Below are 20,662 nucleotides of genomic sequence, written 5' to 3'. Positions count from 1 at the left end.
TATCAGACTCTTGGCTGGCAGCTTAGCTAAACGCCGGCCTTAGCAAAGGCATGATTTACTAGCGCTTGCGCTTCTATCATCAGCAAGTCTAAATGCTCATTACCACGAAAGCTTTCTGCATAAATTTTATAGACATTTTCAGTACCGCTGGGGCGAGCTGCAAACCAGCCCTGTTCGGTCACGACTTTCAAGCCACCGATAGCTGCATCATTGCCTGGCGCGCGAGTGAGTCGCGCGATAATAGCATCGCCAGCTAGGGTACTGGCTTCAATCGTCTCAGGGTCTAGGTTTGCCAGCACTTGCTTTTGGGCTAAGGTAGCCGGCGCATCAATGCGTCGGTACACAGGCTCACCGAGTTGCTCAACTAAATTCGCATAATAAGCATGAGGCGTCAGCCCAGTAACGGCTAAAATTTCTGCAGCCAGCAGACAGGGAATAAAGCCATCTTTGTCGGTACTCCACACTTGGCCATTTTTGCGCACAAAAGTAGCACCGGCGCTTTCTTCACCGCCAAAACCTAACTTGCCCTCAATTAATCCTTCAACGTACCACTTAAAACCAACCGGCACTTCTATTAACTGCCGTTCTAATAAGCTTGCCACTCTGTCTATCATCGACGAAGACACCAGCGTTTTACCTACGGCTAACTCACGAGGCCAGTGCGTTCTATGGGTAAATAAATAGTGGATACAGACGGCTAGGTAATGATTAGGATCCATTAAGCCCTGACTGTCTACAATGCCGTGGCGGTCATAGTCGGGGTCATTGCCACAGCTAATATCAAAGTCCTCTTTAAGCGCCAATAAATTGGCCATGCTAAAAGGGCTCGAGCAGTCCATACGGATTTTGCCATCGTGATCGAGAGGCATAAAAGAAAAGCTAGGATCTTGGCTGGTGTTAACTAGCGTAATATCAAGTCCATAGCGCTTAGCAAGCGGTGTCCAATAAGCAAGACCGGCGCCGCCTAGTGGATCAACACCAATACGAATACCTGCTTTTTTAATGGCCTCCATATCAATAACATCATTGAGCTCACTAATATAATGCTCAATATAATCAAATTCTTTGGCAAGCGCTACTGCCTTACTAAAGGCATTTTGGCGAATACCCTCCCCTTTTTCGCTGAGCAACTGATTGGCTCGGTCTTGAATCCAACGAGTTGCTTCACTGGAAGCAGGCCCGCCATCGACCCCGTTATATTTAATGCCTCCATCGCGGGGAGGATTATGAGAGGGGGTGATCACAATGCCATCACTAAGCTGCTGAGGATGGGCGCGGTTATGGTTTAAAATAGCATGAGAAATAACCGGCGTGGGCGTATAGCCACGGTCTTTTTGAATACGCACTTCTAAGCCATTAGCAGTGAGCACTTCCAGCGCGCTTCCCCACGCAGCTTCTGATAAAGCATGAGTATCCATACCCAAATACAAAGGACCCGTTACCCCTTGCGCTTGGCGATATTCACTGACTGCTTGGCAAATGGCTTGTATGTGAGCGTGGTTAAAACTTGAGTCCAGTGCACAGCCTCGATGGCCGGAGGTGCCAAAAGTAACGCGTTGTTCTACTTTATTTACATCTGGCGTTAATTGGTAATAAGCCGCCATAAGGCGCGGCACATTAATTAGATCACAAGCGCTTGCCTGCAGACCCGCTCTGGGGTGTGTGCTCATTAGGTTCCCTTTTAATAAATCCGTATTAAATACTTTGTGATACCCGCTCAATTAAACCATGCCCATACCCCATGGCCGCCATTAATTGGGCAATGATGTTGCGTTTGCGCCCAGTATTGGTGTTGGTTATCACCCAATACGGGCTACCGGCAATCGCTTTTGGCTTAGTGGTATTACCGCTGGCCAATAATGCGGCTTCATCATCGGCGAAATAAATTCGTTTACGCCCTTTTATATCGTTAGCTTGGGAAAAGGCGCTGGGGTTTTCTTGATATAACACCGACAAAATATGCATAAAGCGGTCTATGGCAGACTCTTGACTGGCAAACTCTTCGCCCTTAAGCATCTGCTCCACACCTATTCCTAGTTGAGGAGCAGCTTCTGCTTTTGCCTCTTCATTGACCGCTTCGCTGCTGAGCGGCGCCTGCTCAATGTGTAACAAGCGCCTTAATATATCTGAAGCACTTTCACCAATATGGCGTGTGTTACTGGCGATGTAGCGATAAAGCTCTTCATCTACCTCTATGGTTTTCATCATATTTTTTGGCATGTCCACTCCCGACGACGAGATTTGATTATACATGTCTCAGTCTAAGTGCCCAAGTGAGTTGCAGCCTAAGGCCGCACAGGCAACAATATCCCCAGTCATCACTACTGGAATTACATAATGAAACTGAACTACCAACGCCAAGGACAAGGTCCTAGCGTTATCTTGATTCACGGTTTATTTGGCAGCTTAGATAATTTAAACACCCTCGCTAAAACGCTGGTTGCACATTATGACGTGATAAGCGTTGATGTGCGCAATCATGGGCGTTCACCGCGCACAGAGCAAATGGACTATCCGCAAATGGCTCAAGATATAGTGACACTCATCGAACAACTTAAGCTGTCCCAAGCCTGGCTTATTGGGCATTCAATGGGTGGAAAAATTGCCATGATGACCGCCGGACTTGCTCCTCATTTAGTGACTGGCTTAGTGATTGCCGATATGGCTCCCGTTGCCTATCCAAAGCCGAGGCATACTGAGGTGTTTGCAGGATTAACGGCGGTAATGGAAACCAATCCTACCACACGCAAGCAAGCAGATGCCGTGCTCGCCCAGCACATCACTATGCCAGAAGTTCGCCAATTTTTGCTTAAATCATTCATTCCTCATTCAGAGGCGCAAACAGACTGTTGGCGTTTTAATGTGCAGGCGCTACAAGATAACTATGCCCATATTATGGCTTGGCCAGGCATTGACCCTGCTTTTAATAAACCTGTGCTTTTTATTAAAGGTGGGGAGTCAGATTATCTATTGCCCGAATATCAACCTCAGGTGCTTAGGCAATTTCCTAAAGCCACCGCTAAAGTGATCCCCAACACTGGGCACTGGCTGCATGCTGAAAAGCCTGAACTGTTTAATCGCTTAGTGATGGATTTCTTAAACTAGGTCAGTTAACAGCTGCATTTGCTTTATGCTATAGTGGCAAAAATTTAAAATGATCGGATAGCAGTATGTCATTAGCACAGATCGAGCTGTTGGAAACATGGGGTCTTAAATTATTTTTTATCGCCATTTTTCTCTTGATTGGACTTGCCATTCAAGATGTACTTAAACGAGGAAATGTTCCTAAGTTTGGGCGCTATGTAGTGTGGGCCGTGCTCTTTTTAGGCTGCTCAGGGTTCATTGCTAAAGGCATTATCGAAGCCATGTGGGAAGGCGCTGGAGTCGGCTAGACAATGGCAAAGCAAGAAACAGATACCACTACCTTGGACTTGTTTGCAGATATTCGCAGTCCTGGCAGACCGAAAACCAACCCTCTGTCACGCCAAGTGCAGCTTAAGTTTAATAAGCGCAACCAGCTAAAACGCGATAAAGCGAAAGGCTTAAGCAGAATAGAGCTTAAAGTGGATCAAGTTATGCTCCACAAATTAAATTTACTGGCCGCAGAGCTTAAGCTGAGTCGTGCCGATTTGATTAACGCCCTATTACTACAACAACTGGGGCTGCAAGACAGTCAATAGGCCTTAGGCCTAACCACTCACAATTACGACAGGTATATAATTATTATGGCAAGTGTAGGTCTATTTTTTGGCAGCGATACCGGTAACACCGAAGCTATTGCTAAGATGATCCAAAAAGAATTGGGTAAAAACCTTATTGCAATCAAAGATATTGCAAAAAGTACCAAAGAAGAGATTGCCGATTTTGATTTATTACTGTTTGGTATTCCAACTTGGTACTATGGCGAGTCACAAGCCGACTGGGACGATTTTTTCCCAGAGCTAGAAGAAATCGACTTTAACGATAAGTTAGTCGCTATTTTTGGCTGTGGTGACCAAGAAGACTATGCCGAGTATTTTCTTGATGCCATGGGTACGCTGCGCGAAATTATTGAGCCTAAAGGGGCCATCATTATCGGTCACTGGCCGACTGACAGCTATGACTTTGAAGCCTCTCGCGCCTTAGTTGATGATGGGCACTTTATCGGCTTAGGCATCGACGAAGATCGCCAGCCAGAGTTAACTCAAGCTCGAGTTAAAGACTGGTGTAAACAAATATATGAAGAAATGTGCTTAAAAGAGCTGGAAGCTTAATCCACCCGGTTCGGTCTTATAGGGATGCAAGGCGCGTCCCTTTTTTATATCCAGTGCAATACTTATTACGACGCCACGTTAAGAGCATGTTGACACTCCAACATAATGAGAATTTAGTATGAAAAAGATAGCGATTTCATTATTACTCCTACTACTGCCCTGCACTACCGTCATGGCCAATATCACGCCGCTGCCTTTACCAGAAGATAAAGGACATCCAGTGGGCCAGTTACTGCTACACACCGCTCAAGAAGGTGACACCTTAGCCAGTTTGGCGCGCTATTATGGCGTTAGCCCTATTTTGCTAATGGCGGCAAATCCAGATGATGACTTATTATTGATTAAACCGAATCAACAAGTGGTGATCCCTAACCAACTCCTGTTACCGAAAGCGGCTCATAAAGGCATTGTGATCAACTTAGCTGAGCTTAGATTATATTTTTACCCAGAAGATGAACAAGCTGTGTATGTCTTTCCCATCGGTATTGGCCGCGTTGGTCGTGCAACACCACTAACGACGACCAGTATTAGCCAAATGCGCAAAAATCCTACATGGACGCCCACTGCTAATACCCGCCGCGAATATGAAGAAATGGGAAAACCCTTACCCGCCGTGGTTCCTGCTGGACCTGATAACCCACTCGGTGAATACGCCATGCGCTTAGCCTATGGCAGCGGTGAGTATTTAATTCATGGCACTAATGATCCGCTCGATGTAGGATTGCGCGCCAGTGCTGGCTGTATTCGCATGTATCCAGAGCACGTAGAGTGGTTATTTGCTCAAGTGGATAAAGGCACACCGGTACAAATTATTAACCAATCATTGAAAGTCAGTACCGATGAATTTGGCCAAGTGTTTGTTGAGTCTCATGAGCCATTAACAACCGAAGGCAATGCCGATACACGCCCCTTAGACATGAGCGATTTAACGCCTTTACTGACTCAAGGGCTCAATGAGCAAACTATCCGAGAAATTATTGGCCATCAGCGCGGCACACCGCAATTAGCCGGTCAAATTGAGTAACTAAATCGTCTGTTTTTGATTTAATAAATAGCCCAGCTTCTAGCTGGGCTTTTTTTATGGCCGCTAGATACCTGATTAGAGTTAAGGGTTAGGAATTAGGGATTAGAGTTGGAGTGGCCCCGAATAAGTAGACCCTTCTTCAGAATGAGGAAGGGTATGCAATACCGAACTAAACGTAAATTTAGTAATGAATTTAAACGAGAAGCCGTTAAGCTCTCTGTTTCATCGCCCAAAAACATTAGCTGAAATTTCCAGTGAGCTAGGGGGGCGTCCGAACATACTAAGCCGTTGGCGTCGAGAGTGGATAATGGATAAATCTGATTCGAAACGAGATAAGCCCATTAAAAATGAAGGGCCAGATAAAAGCCTTCGTCAGCTAGAGCAAGAGAATAAGCGCCTTAAGAAAAAGCTAGAGCGCGCTGAACTGGAGCTCGATATATTAAAAAAGCTGGAAGAGTACGCTACCAAAACGCAGCGATAAAATTTGCCTTCATTAACCAATATCGCAGCATAAGCTGGACAGTATTGGTGATGTGTCGCGTACTCTGCGTACCTAGTGCAGGTTTGGATTGGGCTAGCGAATAAAACTAGTAGTGGGTAAAGCGCATAATAATATTCGGCGACTAACAGTTAGCTAAAAAAAAAGCCTGACCGAAGTCAGGCTTTTTAGCTGCACCAATAAAATTACTTGGTGTAACGACCCATCTGATCCAGACGAGAGTTAGCGCGGTCTGCAGAAGCACGAGCTTCAGCAACGTCAGCAGCCAAACGATCGATTTTTGCAGAGTTAGCTTGCTGACCCTGTTGGATTGCTTGAACGTCTTGTGCAATACCGTCTAACTGAGTTGAAGACTCAGTTTTTGAACCACAACCAGCCAACATCAAAGTACCGGCTACTGCTACTAACATCATTTTATTGCGCATTACATGCTCCTAGTTTCTATGATAGTCAGAAAGACCACTTAGTCATGCTAAGTATGGACGAAGTTCCCCTATAACTGCAAATTATTTTACAAACCATGACGTTAGGAAATTTTGCTTAAGGTTCTTAACTATCATAGTTAGCAATTTTTTTGCGCACATAGAGAGTTCGTTCCACCTCAGCTATTAGTGCTCCCCCTCGTCCATAATATTAATACGAAATTGAGGAAAGTGCTTAAGACCATCTTGGGTCGCGTTAAGTATCTCACTTAGCTGTTCTTGGCTCAAATGGATATCTGCATAAACGCGACCTCTACCGGGCTTCAAAAAGGTGATTTTCGCCCCCCTATCCCATATATAGTAGTCATCGCCGAGAATTCCCATTAATAACATCGAGTAGACAGGATCTGTCATCGAAAATAAACTTCCGCCATATTGAGTACGGTTGGCGTTCTTATTCCACCAGCGCAGCACCAAAGCAATACGACAAAATCGATAATCCGCACTGAGTTGTTCAATTCGAATGCCTGCTCCCCAAAAAGGCGGCCAGCAATTCATTAGCGTTTTAAGTAATCGAGGGCGGGCAAAAAGCCGTTGCATATATCTCATCCGACCAGCATGAATAAGGATGAATATTAGCAAAAAAAACCAACACTATCAGGGTATTTGCGCTAGATCATGGCAGCATCAAGCAAAACTAGATTGCAGTTGCCTTTAAGGCGAAGAAGACGCACAATGAAGTTAATAAACACACGAATTGCGAAACTTTATTCTTATGGCTGACAACAATCAAGCTTTGAAAAGAGCAGGCCTCAAGGTGACGCTGCCCCGCGTAAAAATCCTTGAACTGCTTCAACATCCCGACACAGAACATGTTAGTGCTGAAGACTTATACAAAATGTTGCTGGATCAGGGTGAAGAAATTGGTTTAGCGACCGTTTATCGTGTGCTTAACCAATTTGATGATGCAGGTATGGTAGCTCGCCACCACTTTGAGGGCGGCAAGTCTGTATTTGAATTAGCAACTCAAGAACACCACGATCACTTGGTGTGCTTGGATTGTGGCAAAGTAATTGAATTTCATGATGAAGTTATCGAAGAACGCCAACACGTGATTGCTAGTCAATATAATATCAAATTGACCAACCATAGCTTATATCTCTATGGCCACTGCCATGATAAGCCATGTCGTCATAACGACGAAGACTGATAAACTCGCTATACTAAAAAAGCCGCACTCGTGCGGCTTTTTTTATACCTAATTTTAAAGCGCTAAGTGAGCCATAACCCCCATTTAGTGATTAAGCGGGAGGTTACTTGCTCAGCTGTGCGTAATAAACTCTTAAGCTTGCTCTTCTTTACCCCACGAGTCACGCAGCGCCACCGTTAAGTTAAACACTAACTTATCGCTTTTATTATCACGACAGAAATAGCCTTCTCGCTCAAATTGAAACGCTTGCTCAGGCTGAGACTCGGCTAGAGAAGGCTCTACCATAGCGCCTATCAGCACCTTTAGTGAGTCTGGGTTAAGTACCTCTTCAAACGACTCTACAGCGCCCGGATTAGGCACATTAAACAAACGATCGTATAAGCGCACTTCTGCAGGCACACAGTGGCGAGCAGACACCCAGTGAATAACACCTCTTACCTTGCGACCATCCATTGGGTCTTGTCCCAGTGTTTGTGGATCATAGCTACAATAGATAGTGCTAATATGGCCTGCAGAATCTTTTTCAATCCGCTCAGCTTTGATGACATAGGCATTACGCAAGCGTACTTCTTTTCCAAGTACTAAACGCTTATATTTTTTATTGGCTTCTTCACGAAAATCCGCAGCATCAATCCAAATTTCACGGCTAAAAGGTAACTCGCGTGTGCCCATCTCAGGCTTATTAGGATGGCGAGGTGCGTGTAAAATTTCTTCATGCTCTTCACTTAGGTTTTCTATAACTAAGCGTATCGGTTGCAAAACGGCCATGGCGCGCGGAGCATTTTCGTTAAGATCCTCACGAATACAGGCTTCTAACATGCCCATTTCTATGATGTTATCTTGCTTAGTTACCCCAATGCGGGTGCAAAACTCACGCATTGCAGCAGGGGTATATCCACGACGGCGCATACCAGAAATGGTAGGCATACGGGGATCATCCCAGCCTTGTACATAGCCTTCAGCGACTAACTGGTTAAGCTTGCGCTTAGACATCACCGTATATTCGAGATTAAGCCGAGAAAACTCATATTGACGAGGGTGGCAGTCAATACTGATATTATCTAATACCCAATCATACAAGCGACGGTTATCTTGAAACTCCAGCGTGCATAATGAATGACTGATGCCCTCTAGCGCATCAGAAATACAATGCGTGAAGTCATACATAGGATATATGCACCACTTATCGCCGGTTTGGTGATGGTGAGCAAAGCGCACGCGATATAACACAGGATCACGCATCACCATAAAAGGCGATGCCATATCTATTTTTGCTCGCAAGCACACGCTACCTTCGGCAAACTCACCGGCGCGCATCCGTTGAAAAATAACTAAGCTATCGGCAGGTAACCGCTCACGAAACGGGCTATTACGCCCTGGAGTGGTTAAGGTGCCGCGATACTCGCGGATTTCTTCAGGCGAGAGCTCGTCAACATAAGCTAGGCCTTTTTCAATTAATTCAACGGCATAACCATAAAGTTGCTCAAAATAATCCGACGAATAGCGGATGTCTCCACTCCACTCAAATCCTAGCCAACGTACGTCACGCTGAATGGACTCAACGTATTCGACGCTCTCTTTTTCAGGATTGGTGTCATCAAAGCGCAGATTACACTTGCCTTGATAATCTTGTGCGATACCAAAGTTAAGACAGATGGATTTGGCGTGGCCAATATGAAGATACCCATTGGGCTCTGGCGGAAAGCGTGTCTGTATCGACTGATGCTTACCGCTCGCCAAATCTTCATTAATGATTTGGCGAATAAAATTGTTAGGACTGGGGTCCACCTGACTCATTCATACACCTCGAACGTGGAATGGCATTTTTAAAAGGCTATGATCCATGATCTATGACCCTGGCTCAAGTAGCAGCGCATAATAATTGATTCTAGTTGAACTTGTTAGCGCCGACCTTGCGCTAGCGCAGTTGGGCGCTCATAAAAAAGCCGCCTTTATGGCGGCTTTTTACTTTAGCACGGCTTTACGCCGTCTCTGCTATCGTCACTGGTAACGTTTGAGTAACGTAACTGCCAGGTGCAGGCATAATGCTAGTGCCTACGGTACGCGCTGGTACCGCTTTCTCACCCAAAAATGGCGTCACCCACTGTTGCCAATGTGGCCACCAAGAGCCATCCTCGCGCTTAGCTGACGCTAACCACTGCTCTTGGCTTTCAAAGTCAGCCTCATTCAGCCAATAGCCATACTTATTTTTACTGGGCGGATTAACTACGCCTGCCACATGTCCTGACTCACCTAACACCAATGTTTTATTGCCACCAAGTAATCGAGAGCCCTTAAAAGTAGCATCCCACAGCGCAATGTGATCTTCTTTGGTAGATAAGAAGTAACAAGGGGTGTCGACCTGACTTAAGTCGATAGCAGTCTCACCTATTTTTACTGCATTAGCTTGGCTCAAGCTGTTATCAAGATATAAGTCACGCAGTAAAAAGTTAGCGCAGTTAGCACTTAAATTCGTGCTATCACTGTTCCAGTATAAGATATCAAAATCTGAAGGTTCTTGGCCTTTCAGATAGTTATCAATGTAGTAGTTCCAGTACAAGCTATTTTCGCGCAACAAACTAAAAGTAACGGCCATTTGTCGGCCATCAAAATAGCCTTGCGCTTGGTTTACTTGCTCCATGGCATTAATCACTGGCGGATTAATAAACACCCCTACTTCACCAGGCTGAGTAAAATCAAGTAACGTCGTGAGATAAGTCGCACTCTTAACGGGTGATTTTATTTTCTTGGCGGCATATAACGCTTGAGTCGCTGCTAACAAAGTGCCACCAATACAATAACCAATGGCATTAACTTCTTTCTCGCCAGTGGCTTTATCAATGGCTTGCAAAGCGGCCATGGTGCCAGACTCAACCAGATCAGAAAAACTAACTTTAGCCTGCTCGCTACCAGGATTACGCCACGACATAATAAATACCGTATGTCCTTGATCTCTTAGCCACGCCACCAGTGAGTTTTGTGCAGTTAAGTCAAGAATATAATATTTATTAATAAAGGGCGGAATAATCAACAACGGCGTTTTATGTACGGTTTTCGTGCTAGGCGCATATTGAATGAGTTCAAAAATTTCATTTTTAAACATCACATCGCCTGGGGTGACCGCCAAATTTTCACCTAGGGTGAATGCCGATTGGCGGGTCATACGAATCTTTAACATATCGGCACTGGCGGCCATGTCTTCTTGAAATAATTCGACACCCTTAACTAAATTCGCACCTTTTTCTTCCATAGTGCGTTGTAAGACGTCTGGATTACTCCAGATGAAGTTAGTCGGTGACAAAGCATTAATGGTTTGGCGAAAAGTAAACTTTAACCGCTCACGCACCGACTCTGGCACGCCTTCCACTACCTCTAACATATCGGTTAAAGATTTGGAAAAATGCAGATAAGATTGACGGATAAAATCAAATTGTGGATTTTCTTTCCACGCCTTATGTTTAAAGCGTCTTTCACCCGGAGGGTCTGGCACTATGCTTGGCGAGTCACTGTCTAGGCTTTTTAACATGCTATTTTGGCAAATAGCGAGTTGACCTTGCCACCACTGCATTTGCATATCGAGTAGCAAAACTGGGTTGTTAGAGATCGCCTGATAAAATAACTGTAAATCGTCAGAGTTAACTTGAGATAAGGCACGACTAACGGGATTATCGCCCCACTTGGCCTTTTGCATTTCAGACCACATAGTTTCATTCCAATTAAAAAACTGCCCTATGGGATCGTGATTATTAAAGGTATTTTGTTGCATTGCTGTTCCCTGATAGAGATTGCATACACCCTACAACAATAAGGGGAAGGCACCGTGAAGCACCTTCCCTACAATATAGTTAGCTGAAGGGTTAACCTTAAGCCGAATTATTTTTTCGCGTCGGCCGCTAAGCTTTCTAAGCCAGTTTTAAACTCTTGAGCAAGATGACTTAGTTTATTAGCATCTTCCATCATTTGCTGGCTAATACGAGTCATGGTTTCTAATTGCTTATTGCCCACACTCATTAAAGATTGGATATCTTTTATTTGATTGCCCGCTTGAAATTGCGCTAAGCCAATATCTGCATACTGGCGAGCAGCGTCTAATTGTAAATTAGTCAGTGCGGTGAAATTATTAGCCACTAACTGATTGAACTTAAACACGGGGGCAAAAGTTTTTTCAGCGTGTTCATTAAAATTCTGAAACATATTGCTATACATTGCTTTATTCCTTGTTAAAGAAACGAGTTAAAGGCGGTGATTAAACGCGTTTAAGAATAACGGCCGTCCCCATACCACCACCCACACACAGTGAAGCTAAGCCTAGCTCAGTTTTACTGCGTTGCAATTCATAGAGCAAAGTAACCAGAATGCGGTTGCCAGAGGCACCTAACGGATGGCCCAGTGCAATAGCACCGCCATTAACGTTGGTCTTATCTAACAAGGCTTGCTCTGCAATGTCATGCTGATGAGACAGCTGTTTCACCACACCCAACGCTTGACCGGCAAAGGCTTCGTTTAGCTCTAAACGCTCCATTTGATCCAGCGTTAGCTCGGCACGTGATAAAGCCTGCTTAATCGCCGGCACCGGACCTAAGCCCATCACAGCAGGATCAAGACCACCTTGGCCATAACCCACCACCTCTGCCAACGGCGTTAAGCCATACTTTTCTACGGCTGACTTGCTAGCAACAATAATAGCACTACCACCGTCGTTGATACCCGACGCATTACCGGCTGTTACTGAGCCATCGCGCTTAAAAGCAGGACGCAAGCGCGCTAGCGACTCAACGCTAGTGCCCTCTTTAGGATACTCGTCGGTATCTACGGTCACTGTTTCTTTACGACCTTTCACTTCAACGGCAACAATTTCATCTTTGAAATTACCGGCTTTAATAGCAGCCACCGCTTTAGTTTGGCTAGCTACGGCCAGTGCATCTTGCTCATCACGGCTAATGTTTTCTTGTTCAACCACGTTTTCTGCGGTGACACCCATGTGATAGTTATTAAACACATCGGTAAGACCGTCATTAATCAGCAAATCACTTAGCGCCATGTCACCCATTTTGTGGCCATTGCGCAAATCGCCTTTAGCAATAAACGGAATTTGTGACATGTTTTCACAGCCAGCGGCGACCACTACATCTGCATCACCGGCTTTAATATGAGCACAGGCATCCATTAAGGTTTTCATGCCACTGCCACATACCATGTTTAAGCTATAGGCAGGAATGCCTACGGGGATACCCGCCGCTAGCGCAGCTTGACGACCTACACCCATGCCTTGGCCAGCGCTGATTACGTTACCCACAATCACTTCATTAACATGCTCAGGATTTAAGCCCGCTTGCTCAAGCGCGCCTTTGATCGCAATTCCTGCCAGCTCAGCCGCGGGAACGCTTTTTAATGCACCACAAAAACTACCAATAGGGGTACGTTTTGCTGCAACAATATAAACAGGTTCAGACATAAATAATTTTCACTCCATTGATAAAATAACGCCGCAGATAACTGCTTATTGCATGTACAAACCACCGTTTACGGACAAGGTTTCACCTGTCACATAACCGCCATGCTCGCCTGCTAAGTACAATACGGCACCCGCAACTTCTTCCGTGGTTGCGAGTCGTTTGAGGGGGATAGTTGCTTTGATTGAGTCCAGCACATCTTCACGAATTGCGGTCACCATAGGGGTGGCGGTGTAGCCTGGGGCGACAGCATTCACACACACGCCAAAGCGTGCGCCTTCTGCGGCCAGAGCTTTAGTAAAGCCAATCATGCCGGCTTTTGCCGCTGAGTAGTTCACTTGGCCATATTGACCTTTTAAGCCATTGACTGAAGAGATATTAATAATTCGACCAGAACCTTGCTCGCACATTTGATTAAATACTGGCTGGGTCACACTAAATAAGCTGTTAAGGTTGGTTTCCATGACTTCTTGCCACTGCTCCCACGACATTTTCTTAAAGGTCGTGTCACGAGTAATACCCGCATTATTAACGAGCACATCAATTTGGCCCAGTTCGCGCAGTTTTTCACTTAATACTTCGCTCACAGCTTTATGATCACTCACATCTAGCGCTAATAACTGGATATCGCCGCTTTCAAGTTTTTCTTGGGCTAACCAATTCTTAGCTTGTTCTTCCTTCCCTGGACGGTGCGTCGCAACGACTTTATAGCCTTCGCTTAAAAACATACGACACACTTCTGTACCAATTCCGCCAGCGGCGCCGGTAACCAGTACAATTTTTTGGCCTTTCATCAAATCACTCCTTGTTTTGGTGTTGCACGGCTCTAGTTCCATACTAAGCCGTTATTAATTAGGTATTACTTTTAAAAATAACCGACTTTAAAGTCAGTTATTTAGAATAAAACAATCGCGTTACTATAGTCTTAGTTTGCTAATAAATGAAATAGTTAATTGCTTTTTATTAAATTCAGTAGCTCCCGCTAAACTTTGTTAAGTTAAGTCAAGTTTATATACATTTTTAAGCTTCTTTTAGGATATAACATTAGCTAGTAGATTTTTAATAATTAGAATATTTACACTAAATAGACGCTAGCTAGATAAGCAAACAAAAGCTAATTTAAACCACCCTAAATCAACAGTCAGTTAATAAATAAGTGTTAATATAGGTAATGCTAATCTTTGATATTAGTTAGGGATTAATACCCTCTACCCCGCTTGGTGAAAGACGATAATAAGAAGCTATAACTTAGGCATAATTTACGTGAAGTCATCTTGTTCGGCTAGCAAAGCGTTGCTCGATTACCAACAAGCTTTATCCTCTTTATAAGCACATTGTTGCCATTCAAGCTCACTCGCAACTGAGATTAAGCACCTTTCATGAAAACCCTACTTCGTTTGAGATAGCCCTCTTTAATAAGCGCTTCACTTGAGAGCGTCATTTAACTTAGCCCTATCGTCAGTTTTTTCGCCTAGCATTCAAAAATCACATGACTGCTGCACATTTGGCCGACTTTTGGCTACTCTTGCAGCAAACGGGTGTAAATCATGCTCAAAGCCATTTTCAGTGTTGACAGCTAAGAGGGCAGCTATTAACATTCGCCTCGCATTCAAACAGTGCACTTCCCCCTTAGTTCAGTCGGTAGAACGCCGGACTGTTAATCCGTATGTCGCTGGTTCAAGTCCAGCAGGGGGAGCCAATTTCGGCCTAACAAGCCAAGAGCAGTACCGTTTTATTCCCCCTTAGTTCAGTCGGTAGAACGCCGGACTGTTAATCCGTATGTCGCTGGTTCAAGTCCAGCAGGGGGAGCCAATTTCGGCCTAACAAGCCAAGAGCAGTACCGTTTTATTCCCCCTTAGTTCAGTCGGTAGAACGCCGGACTGTTAATCCGTATGTCGCTGGTTCAAGTCCAGCAGGGGGAGCCAATTTCGGCCTAATCAGCCAGATACACCACCTGTTTATTCCCCCTTAGTTCAGTCGGTAGAACGCCGGACTGTTAATCCGTATGTCGCTGGTTCAAGTCCAGCAGGGGGAGCCAACTTCTTCTGTACACTATTCTGTTCTTACCTCTTGTTTCATTAGGGTAAATATATTCTTATGACTCCCTTAGTGATATTCTTAACTTCTTTATCTCGCCCGTTTTAACAAGGATTGTGATGATGCGGGAACACCATCCCTTTAGCCAAAGTATATTGTTAGCCGGTTTTATTATGCTGTTGCTCAGCCTGTTATTACCTTGGTGGGGCAGCTATGGGGTTTTAAAGCAACAAGCGCAACAAGTGCACACCCAATTAACGCTTTCCGCCGCCCCCACGCTTGATAACAGCACACCCTTTATTAGCACGGTGAGCACTACGCCTTTACCTCATGAGACTCATGCTTGGTGGTACGGCCAGCTTGCAGGTAACCAGCATTATTCCCAAGGCGATACCGAGCTTTATTATCGACTCATTACTCGCCCCGCTACGGTGCTTTGGTTAAGTATCTCAGTGCCGTTAATGCTAGTCACCCTTATCTTATTTGGCGCCTTATACCGACGCTTTGCTCGAGGTTATCATGCAGAAAGTGGCCATTTAAGACGCATTATTCTTGATCCTAACGCTGCCACTACTTCTCACTCTCATCCACTGGCAGGTTTAGTACTCGACCTACATCACGACTTTAAGCATCAGCTAGATACAGTTAAACAGCAGTTGCACATTGCTCAGCAACAAAGTTTTCAAGACAACCTCACCTTACTTGGCAATCGCTTTGCCTTTAGTCGCGACTTAGCATTATTACTGAATGGGGAAAATCAGCTAGCCAGTCATACGCTGATGATAGTGCGCGCCGCCAGCTTACAAGACATTAATATTGGCCATGGTTTTCAAGCCGGCGATCAGTATTTATTAGACATAGTAAAAATCATCCGCAAAACTACCCAGTCCGAGCTTACCGCCCAAATTTATCGCTTAAGTGGCACTGATATTGCGGTGTTATTTAATGGTCAATGTGAGCCCTTAGCCCAACGCCTCGGCGAGCGCTTAAAACAAGAGCTGTCTCACTATCAACACATTCATGAATTAGCCTGTGCCGCCTATATTGGCTTTACTCAAGTACTGGCTGGACAAAAAGCGGAACACGTTTTAACCCGTGCTGACTTAGCACTTGCCCAAGCACAAAGTGACGAGCCAAATAGTTGGGCTTTAGTTCTTCGCCAAGCAGACGAAGACAGCTTAGGTGAAACCCAGTGGCGCCAGCGTTTACAGGCCATGCTCGATGACAATCAAGTGCTACTTCAAGTACAACCCGTGCATATCTATAAGCCACAAATGCCTGGTTACAATGAAATTTATACCCGCTTTCCTAACGCCAGCGGCGGCACTTATCCTGCCAGCACTGTGTTTGCTATGCTGCAACGCCTTAATATGTCGATGCTTTTTGAGCAAAAAATTATTGAACGGATCTTACACCAAATTGGCCAGAGTACTCTTTCCGAGCAGCGCTGGGCCATTAACTTAACCCCTACTAGTTTACAGCTTAATTCTTTCTTAATTTGGCTAGAGCGTACTTTACTTAAAGACCCAGCTATTACCTCTAAGCTGGTATTTGAGCTCGATGAGCAGGTCTTACAGCATCAATTAGTCACCGCCAAACGACTGTTAGATGTGATACGTAGTTGTGGTGCGCGCTATGCGGTGAGTCGCTTTGGCCGAGGATATGGCTCATTTCGTTTACTTAAAGAAATAAAACCCGACTACGTCAAGCTTGAAGGCGCCTTAGTACGGCAATTAGCCCAAGATCATACCAGCCAGCAGTTTACCCGTATGATAGTGGATCTCGCTCAGCGCTTAGGCTGTGCGGTGATTGCTGAGGGAGTGGAAACTGCAGAGCAAAAAATACTGTTAGAGTCGATGCACATCGATGGTATCCAAGGCTACTTAATTGCTAAGCCCATGGATTTCGCAGATTTTAAGGCGTTATAAGTTTTACGGCGTGGGGGATTTAAAACGGATTAATTGATTAATCAGTTGCCCTAAATAACGATAGCGGGTGAGCTCATCCGCATTATAATGTGTCGACATACTGGCTGGGCTATGCCGATGCTTAAGATAGCGCATAATTTGTAAGCGATTAAAGCCCCCTACTTGATAGACTAAGTTAAGTAGGGTTTTAATTTGCTCTGAGTCTAGGCCACATAACTGGGCATACCCCTCCTCTAGCGGACTATAAATATTTACTTCAACTTTGCTTATCCGCTTCGCTTCTTGTAAATATTCTAACCACTGCTCTACATACATAGGGCGCGTACCGGCTAATAAATCAAAAAAACCCGATCCTGAGCGACATTGGCTCAGCAATATCACCGCCAGTTCATCGTTATCACAACTAAACTGGGTGCTGCCCTGCTCGCTCCAATCTAGCGCTTGAATACGGATTTCTGCTTGTCCACCGTCGATACCTTGAACCTTGAATATAAACACCTTTCTTCCCCTATTGTCGGCAATAGCCTAGTTAGCGTAATATCCTCGATGAAGTTAAGTCGGGCTTCACAGCCTCTTAATATAGGTGTATGGTCTGCCCTCATCTGCAGCAAGATAGTGAGTAAGGAGTGTTGTCATGCCCAATGTGGAAGTGACCTTTAGTATTTCTGAGTTGGCTCATGAGTTTGAAATTACTCCCCGCACTTTACGTCATTATGAAGAACTGGGTCTATTATCTCCCAAGCGCAAAGGTAATGCCCGTATCTACAGCCATAAAGATAAGTTCAGGTTGGCTCTTACCATACGAGGCAAACGGTTAGGCTTTAGCTTGGCAGAAATGCGCGAGCTATTTGAGCTCTACGATGCCGAGCATCGAACTCGCCCCCAACTTCATTCTATGGTTGCCATGATAGCCGAAAAGCGTGCCAGTCTTCGCCAACAGCAAGAAGATATTACTAAAGTGCTGGCTGAGCTCGATGCCGCCGAGATCAAAGCTCGCGACACCCTAGAAAAGATGAAGCACCATTAATCTTAAAATGAGGAGCGAGGTATTAAACGTGAGTGAGCCGTATTTAGCCGCTACTCTTTACGCCTCACTCCTCACTTATTAATGGCTAATGCTCGCTAATTGTTCGAAGTAATCAGGAAAGGTTTTCGCAGTACACTTAGGATCTAAAATTACCACCGGCGTATCACTTAACGCCACCAGCGAAAAGCACATGGCAATTCGATGATCATTATAAGTCGCAATTTCAGCTTCTTGTAAATGCGCGCTAGGCGTCACTACAATATAATCTTCCCCTTCTTCTACTTCTACACCCAGCTTTCTGAGCTCGGTCGCCATGGCATATAAACGATCCGTTTCTTTTACCCGCCAGTTATAAATATTAGTAATACGAGTGACGCCTTTAGCAAATAAGGCCGTAGTAGCAATGGTCATGGCCGCATCAGGAATGTGATTCATGTCCATATCCACTGCGGTGAGTGGCCCGACATGTTGTGCTTCAATAAAATCCTCACCCCAGGTGATTTTAGCTCCCATAGCTTCTAGTACATCGGCAAATTTCACATCACCTTGTACGCTAGTACGCCCCACGCCAGTAACACGCACCTTCCCTTTAATCGCGCCTGCTGCTAGAAAATAAGAGGCCGAAGAAGCATCCCCTTCGACTAAAAATTGCCCTGGCGATACATAGGTTTGATTCCCTTTAATATAAAAGGTTTGGTAGTTATCGTGCTCTAGCTCAACGCCAAACTGGCGCATAGTATGCAACGTAATATCAATGTAGGGCTTAGATACTAATTCGCCTTTAATGTGCACGCGAGTATCGCCTGCCGCCATGGGGGCCGCCATTAACAATGCTGTTAAAAACTGGCTCGACACAGAGCCATCGATATAAACATCGCCGCCCCATAAGCCTTTGGCATTAATAAATACCGGCGGATAGCCCTCATCTTTTAAATAGCTAATGTCAGCGCCGGCTTCACGCAACGCTTCCACTAAATGCCCAATTGGGCGCTCCCACATGCGCGGCTCACCAGTTAGCGTAAATTCACCGGTGCCCAAGCATAAAGCGGCGCATAATGGGCGCATGGCGGTCCCTGCATTACCTAAAAATAGTGAATGTGGCTCACTGCTACTAAAAGCACGTCCCAGTCCTTGAACTGTGCATTCTGTTTTATCTGCAGATAACTCATATCGCACCCCCAGCGTCTTAAGCGCATCTAGCATATAACGCGTGTCATCACTGTCGAGCAGGTTAGTCAGGTGCGTGATGCCCTGAGCCTGAGCGGCTAGCAACAATGCTCTGTTTGATAAAGACTTAGAGCCGGGCAGATTAATAGTGCCCTCCACCCGAGCAATGGGAGATAGTTTAAGGCTTTCCATATGATTCCTAGAGGTAAGAATAAACACAATAGCACTAATAGACGGTAACAGGGCGGCGGAACTTGGGCAAGTTTAGCCACAGCAGCCCTGTTTTCACCCACGCTTAACGCTAAGCGCTTACTTAGCTGATAGTGATCCTTTAAGGGGGCGTTATACGCCTTGGCTCAGCACTTTTTCAATCGCCGCAATACAGCGCTGATTTTCATGCTCTAAGCCAATACTAATACGCAAACAACTTGGCAGACCATATCCAGCAATGGGACGTACAATCACGCCCTCACGCAGCAAGGCTTCATAAACGCCGCTGGCATCGCGCTGTAAATCAAGCGTAATAAAATTTGCTTGTGATTTGACATAACGCAGCCCCTGCTTATCAAAAAATTGCTCATATCGCGCCATTTCACGCCGATTTAAGCTAACCGCTTCCTCAAGATAAGCTTCGTCATCTAATGCCGCTTCTGCTGCTGCCAGCGCCAAACTATTACAATTAAAAGGCTCGCGAACTCGGTTTAGCACACTGATCAATTCCGGATGTGCCACCATATATCCGACACGCAACCCCGCCAAGCCATAAGCTTTAGAGAAAGTACGCGACACGATTAAGTTAGGATATTGTGCCAACCAGTCAATAGAAGGATGGCGCTCCTCCTCGCTGACATACTCAGTATAAGCCTCATCCAAAATCACTAATACTTGGCGTGGCACCTTGGCTAAAAAAGTACTGAGCTCAGACTTAGTTAAAAAAGTACCGGTGGGATTATTAGGATTAGTAATACACACCAGCTTAGTGCGCTCGGTAATCGCCGCAGCCATGGCCTCTAAGTCATGACCTAAGTTTTTAGCAGGCACTACTGTGGCTTTAGCGCCATGACTTTGGGTCGCCAGTGCATAGACAATAAAAGTGTACTGCGAGTAAACAATCTCATGCTCAGCGTTGACAAAGGTATGATAAACCAAGTCAATTAGCTCGTTTGAGCCATTTCCTAAAATCAACTGCTCAGTGTCTACCCCTAATTTTTTAGCCAGCGCCGACTTTAAGGCAAAACCATTCGCATCAGGATAGCGCGCCAGCTCAGGCAGTGCTCGCTCAATGGCCGCGCGAGCTTTAGGACCTAAACCCAGTGGATTTTCATTAGAAGCCAGCTTAATGCTATTAGTGATCCCCAACTCGCGCTCTAATTCTTCAACAGGCTTGCCCGGCTGATAAGGGTGTAGCTTATCCACGCCTGGGTTGGCTAAAGCCAGATAATTAATACTCACAAAAATTCCTTTAACTTTTTAAACTTAAAGATTTCTCGCCACGAAATGACACTGAAAGTAGACATCAATTAAACACACACTTCTAAGGTAAGTCTTATAAAATATATGCCTGTATCAATTATCTTTTTTGTCTGTATTTTTGCGTGTATTCCGTGGCAAAAAGTTCTTTATCTTTAACTGACGACTTAGG

Annotated in this window: 21 protein-coding genes and 4 tRNA genes; 13 read left to right on the top strand and 12 right to left on the bottom strand. The window is 45.1% G+C overall.

Translation table 11 applies throughout. The features are described 5' to 3' along the window. Positions 1-26: 26 nt before the first annotated feature. Together pgm and seqA are read right to left on the bottom strand one after the other, a co-directional pair. Positions 27-1,670 carry a phosphoglucomutase (alpha-D-glucose-1,6-bisphosphate-dependent) gene (pgm, locus tag CBP12_RS01995; protein WP_086962462.1) on the bottom strand — a complete coding sequence of 548 codons (1,644 nt, stop codon included), beginning with the start codon at positions 1,668-1,670 and terminating at the stop codon, positions 27-29. A 25-nt stretch (positions 1,671-1,695) separates the two neighbouring features. After that, complete coding sequence (gene seqA / locus CBP12_RS01990) at positions 1,696-2,205, bottom strand: replication initiation negative regulator SeqA (RefSeq protein WP_086965294.1); 510 nt, start codon at positions 2,203-2,205, stop codon at positions 1,696-1,698. 132 nt (positions 2,206-2,337) lie between these two features. Between seqA and CBP12_RS01985 the strand changes: the two genes are divergently transcribed. From CBP12_RS01985 to CBP12_RS13435, 6 genes are all read left to right on the top strand, one after another. Next, the gene (locus CBP12_RS01985; RefSeq protein WP_086962460.1) at positions 2,338-3,105 is read left to right on the top strand and encodes an alpha/beta fold hydrolase; all 768 of its coding nucleotides are present in this window, start codon (positions 2,338-2,340) and stop codon (positions 3,103-3,105) included. Positions 3,106-3,170: 65 nt separating this feature from the next. Next, the gene (locus tag CBP12_RS01980) at positions 3,171-3,392 is read left to right on the top strand and encodes a DUF2788 domain-containing protein (RefSeq protein WP_086962458.1); all 222 of its coding nucleotides are present in this window, start codon (positions 3,171-3,173) and stop codon (positions 3,390-3,392) included. Between the two features lie 3 nt (positions 3,393-3,395). Further along, positions 3,396-3,680: a LexA regulated protein gene (ybfE, locus tag CBP12_RS01975; protein ID WP_086962457.1), complete on the top strand. Its 285-nt coding sequence runs from the start codon at positions 3,396-3,398 to the stop codon at positions 3,678-3,680. A 45-nt stretch (positions 3,681-3,725) separates the two neighbouring features. Continuing rightward, the gene (fldA, locus tag CBP12_RS01970; RefSeq protein WP_086962455.1) at positions 3,726-4,253 is read left to right on the top strand and encodes a flavodoxin FldA; all 528 of its coding nucleotides are present in this window, start codon (positions 3,726-3,728) and stop codon (positions 4,251-4,253) included. A 118-nt stretch (positions 4,254-4,371) separates the two neighbouring features. After that, positions 4,372-5,277 carry a L,D-transpeptidase family protein gene (locus CBP12_RS01965; protein WP_086962453.1) on the top strand — a complete coding sequence of 302 codons (906 nt, stop codon included), beginning with the start codon at positions 4,372-4,374 and terminating at the stop codon, positions 5,275-5,277. A gap of 187 nt (positions 5,278-5,464) precedes the next feature. After that, positions 5,465-5,758 carry a transposase gene (locus CBP12_RS13435; RefSeq protein WP_157420027.1) on the top strand — a complete coding sequence of 98 codons (294 nt, stop codon included), beginning with the start codon at positions 5,465-5,467 and terminating at the stop codon, positions 5,756-5,758. Positions 5,759-5,961: 203 nt separating this feature from the next. Here the strand turns inward: CBP12_RS13435 and CBP12_RS01960 are convergent, their stop codons facing one another. Continuing rightward, a complete protein-coding gene (locus CBP12_RS01960) occupies positions 5,962-6,201 on the bottom strand; it encodes an LPP leucine zipper domain-containing protein (RefSeq protein WP_086962451.1) in 240 nt (79 codons plus the stop codon). Between the two features lie 183 nt (positions 6,202-6,384). Continuing rightward, positions 6,385-6,798: a DUF4442 domain-containing protein gene (locus CBP12_RS01955; protein ID WP_332454891.1), complete on the bottom strand. Its 414-nt coding sequence runs from the start codon at positions 6,796-6,798 to the stop codon at positions 6,385-6,387. A gap of 175 nt (positions 6,799-6,973) precedes the next feature. On the opposite strand from CBP12_RS01955, the gene fur reads away from it, so the two are divergent. Next, the gene (fur, locus tag CBP12_RS01950; RefSeq protein WP_086962449.1) at positions 6,974-7,408 is read left to right on the top strand and encodes a ferric iron uptake transcriptional regulator; all 435 of its coding nucleotides are present in this window, start codon (positions 6,974-6,976) and stop codon (positions 7,406-7,408) included. Between the two features lie 132 nt (positions 7,409-7,540). Here fur and glnS read toward each other — a convergent pair whose 3' ends face one another. The 5 genes from glnS to phbB form a co-directional block, all read right to left on the bottom strand. Continuing rightward, entirely contained in the window at positions 7,541-9,205 is a 1,665-nt protein-coding gene (gene glnS, locus CBP12_RS01945) for a glutamine--tRNA ligase (RefSeq protein WP_086962446.1), read from the bottom strand. A 184-nt stretch (positions 9,206-9,389) separates the two neighbouring features. Beyond that, positions 9,390-11,174, bottom strand: coding sequence for a class I poly(R)-hydroxyalkanoic acid synthase (gene phaC, locus CBP12_RS01940; RefSeq protein WP_086962444.1), 1,785 nt, complete (start codon positions 11,172-11,174; stop codon positions 9,390-9,392). A gap of 107 nt (positions 11,175-11,281) precedes the next feature. Further along, positions 11,282-11,614 (bottom strand): phasin family protein, encoded by a 333-nt coding sequence (locus tag CBP12_RS01935; RefSeq protein WP_086962442.1) that lies wholly within the window; start codon positions 11,612-11,614, stop codon positions 11,282-11,284. A gap of 40 nt (positions 11,615-11,654) precedes the next feature. Further along, positions 11,655-12,863: an acetyl-CoA C-acetyltransferase gene (locus CBP12_RS01930; RefSeq protein WP_086962440.1), complete on the bottom strand. Its 1,209-nt coding sequence runs from the start codon at positions 12,861-12,863 to the stop codon at positions 11,655-11,657. A 45-nt stretch (positions 12,864-12,908) separates the two neighbouring features. Then, positions 12,909-13,655, bottom strand: a complete 747-nt coding sequence (phbB, locus tag CBP12_RS01925) for an acetoacetyl-CoA reductase (protein WP_086962437.1) — start codon at positions 13,653-13,655, stop codon at positions 12,909-12,911. Between the two features lie 829 nt (positions 13,656-14,484). Here phbB and CBP12_RS01920 point away from each other — a divergent pair. The 5 genes from CBP12_RS01920 to CBP12_RS01900 all read left to right on the top strand — a co-directional run bounded on the left by CBP12_RS01920 (position 14,485) and on the right by CBP12_RS01900 (position 16,826). After that, a tRNA-Asn gene (locus CBP12_RS01920) sits at positions 14,485-14,560 on the top strand. Positions 14,561-14,597: 37 nt separating this feature from the next. Then, positions 14,598-14,673 (top strand) — tRNA-Asn (locus CBP12_RS01915). Between the two features lie 37 nt (positions 14,674-14,710). Continuing rightward, a tRNA-Asn gene (locus tag CBP12_RS01910) sits at positions 14,711-14,786 on the top strand. Between the two features lie 37 nt (positions 14,787-14,823). Further along, positions 14,824-14,899: transfer RNA gene (locus CBP12_RS01905), tRNA-Asn, on the top strand. A 118-nt stretch (positions 14,900-15,017) separates the two neighbouring features. Beyond that, a complete protein-coding gene (locus CBP12_RS01900; protein WP_232455111.1) occupies positions 15,018-16,826 on the top strand; it encodes an EAL domain-containing protein in 1,809 nt (602 codons plus the stop codon). Positions 16,827-16,829: 3 nt separating this feature from the next. On the opposite strand, the gene CBP12_RS01895 is transcribed toward CBP12_RS01900, so the two are convergent. After that, a complete protein-coding gene (locus CBP12_RS01895) occupies positions 16,830-17,324 on the bottom strand; it encodes a hypothetical protein (RefSeq protein WP_086962435.1) in 495 nt (164 codons plus the stop codon). 136 nt (positions 17,325-17,460) lie between these two features. On the opposite strand from CBP12_RS01895, the gene CBP12_RS01890 reads away from it, so the two are divergent. Further along, positions 17,461-17,853: a MerR family transcriptional regulator gene (locus CBP12_RS01890; protein WP_086962432.1), complete on the top strand. Its 393-nt coding sequence runs from the start codon at positions 17,461-17,463 to the stop codon at positions 17,851-17,853. 78 nt (positions 17,854-17,931) lie between these two features. On the opposite strand, the gene aroA is transcribed toward CBP12_RS01890, so the two are convergent. Beyond that, the gene (aroA, locus tag CBP12_RS01885) at positions 17,932-19,212 is read right to left on the bottom strand and encodes a 3-phosphoshikimate 1-carboxyvinyltransferase (protein ID WP_086962430.1); all 1,281 of its coding nucleotides are present in this window, start codon (positions 19,210-19,212) and stop codon (positions 17,932-17,934) included. Between the two features lie 150 nt (positions 19,213-19,362). After that, entirely contained in the window at positions 19,363-20,472 is a 1,110-nt protein-coding gene (gene hisC, locus CBP12_RS01880; protein WP_198341835.1) for a histidinol-phosphate transaminase, read from the bottom strand. Positions 20,473-20,662: the final 190 nt, after the last annotated feature.

The sequence above is a fragment of the Oceanisphaera avium genome, assembly GCF_002157875.1.
GTDB lineage: Bacteria > Pseudomonadota > Gammaproteobacteria > Enterobacterales > Aeromonadaceae > Oceanimonas > Oceanimonas avium.
Note: the sequence above shows the minus strand (reverse complement) of the source record. Positions and strands in the feature narration are given on the sequence as shown.

Excerpts from the sequence above, each read along its gene's own strand:
- pgm (WP_086962462.1), bottom strand. The coding sequence starts at position 1,670 with ATGAGCACACACCCCAGAGCGGGTCTGCAGGCAAGCGCTTGTGATCTA.
- seqA (WP_086965294.1), bottom strand. The coding sequence starts at position 2,205 with ATGAAAACCATAGAGGTAGATGAAGAGCTTTATCGCTACATCGCCAGT.
- CBP12_RS01985 (WP_086962460.1), top strand. The coding sequence starts at position 2,338 with ATGAAACTGAACTACCAACGCCAAGGACAAGGTCCTAGCGTTATCTTG.
- CBP12_RS01980 (WP_086962458.1), top strand. The coding sequence starts at position 3,171 with ATGTCATTAGCACAGATCGAGCTGTTGGAAACATGGGGTCTTAAATTA.
- ybfE (WP_086962457.1), top strand. The coding sequence starts at position 3,396 with ATGGCAAAGCAAGAAACAGATACCACTACCTTGGACTTGTTTGCAGAT.
- fldA (WP_086962455.1), top strand. The coding sequence starts at position 3,726 with ATGGCAAGTGTAGGTCTATTTTTTGGCAGCGATACCGGTAACACCGAA.
- CBP12_RS01965 (WP_086962453.1), top strand. The coding sequence starts at position 4,372 with ATGAAAAAGATAGCGATTTCATTATTACTCCTACTACTGCCCTGCACT.
- CBP12_RS13435 (WP_157420027.1), top strand. The coding sequence starts at position 5,465 with ATGAATTTAAACGAGAAGCCGTTAAGCTCTCTGTTTCATCGCCCAAAA.
- CBP12_RS01960 (WP_086962451.1), bottom strand. The coding sequence starts at position 6,201 with ATGCGCAATAAAATGATGTTAGTAGCAGTAGCCGGTACTTTGATGTTG.
- CBP12_RS01955 (WP_332454891.1), bottom strand. The coding sequence starts at position 6,798 with ATGCAACGGCTTTTTGCCCGCCCTCGATTACTTAAAACGCTAATGAAT.
- fur (WP_086962449.1), top strand. The coding sequence starts at position 6,974 with ATGGCTGACAACAATCAAGCTTTGAAAAGAGCAGGCCTCAAGGTGACG.
- glnS (WP_086962446.1), bottom strand. The coding sequence starts at position 9,205 with ATGAGTCAGGTGGACCCCAGTCCTAACAATTTTATTCGCCAAATCATT.
- phaC (WP_086962444.1), bottom strand. The coding sequence starts at position 11,174 with ATGCAACAAAATACCTTTAATAATCACGATCCCATAGGGCAGTTTTTT.
- CBP12_RS01935 (WP_086962442.1), bottom strand. The coding sequence starts at position 11,614 with ATGTATAGCAATATGTTTCAGAATTTTAATGAACACGCTGAAAAAACT.
- CBP12_RS01930 (WP_086962440.1), bottom strand. The coding sequence starts at position 12,863 with ATGTCTGAACCTGTTTATATTGTTGCAGCAAAACGTACCCCTATTGGT.
- phbB (WP_086962437.1), bottom strand. The coding sequence starts at position 13,655 with ATGAAAGGCCAAAAAATTGTACTGGTTACCGGCGCCGCTGGCGGAATT.
- CBP12_RS01900 (WP_232455111.1), top strand. The coding sequence starts at position 15,018 with ATGATGCGGGAACACCATCCCTTTAGCCAAAGTATATTGTTAGCCGGT.
- CBP12_RS01890 (WP_086962432.1), top strand. The coding sequence starts at position 17,461 with ATGCCCAATGTGGAAGTGACCTTTAGTATTTCTGAGTTGGCTCATGAG.
- aroA (WP_086962430.1), bottom strand. The coding sequence starts at position 19,212 with ATGGAAAGCCTTAAACTATCTCCCATTGCTCGGGTGGAGGGCACTATT.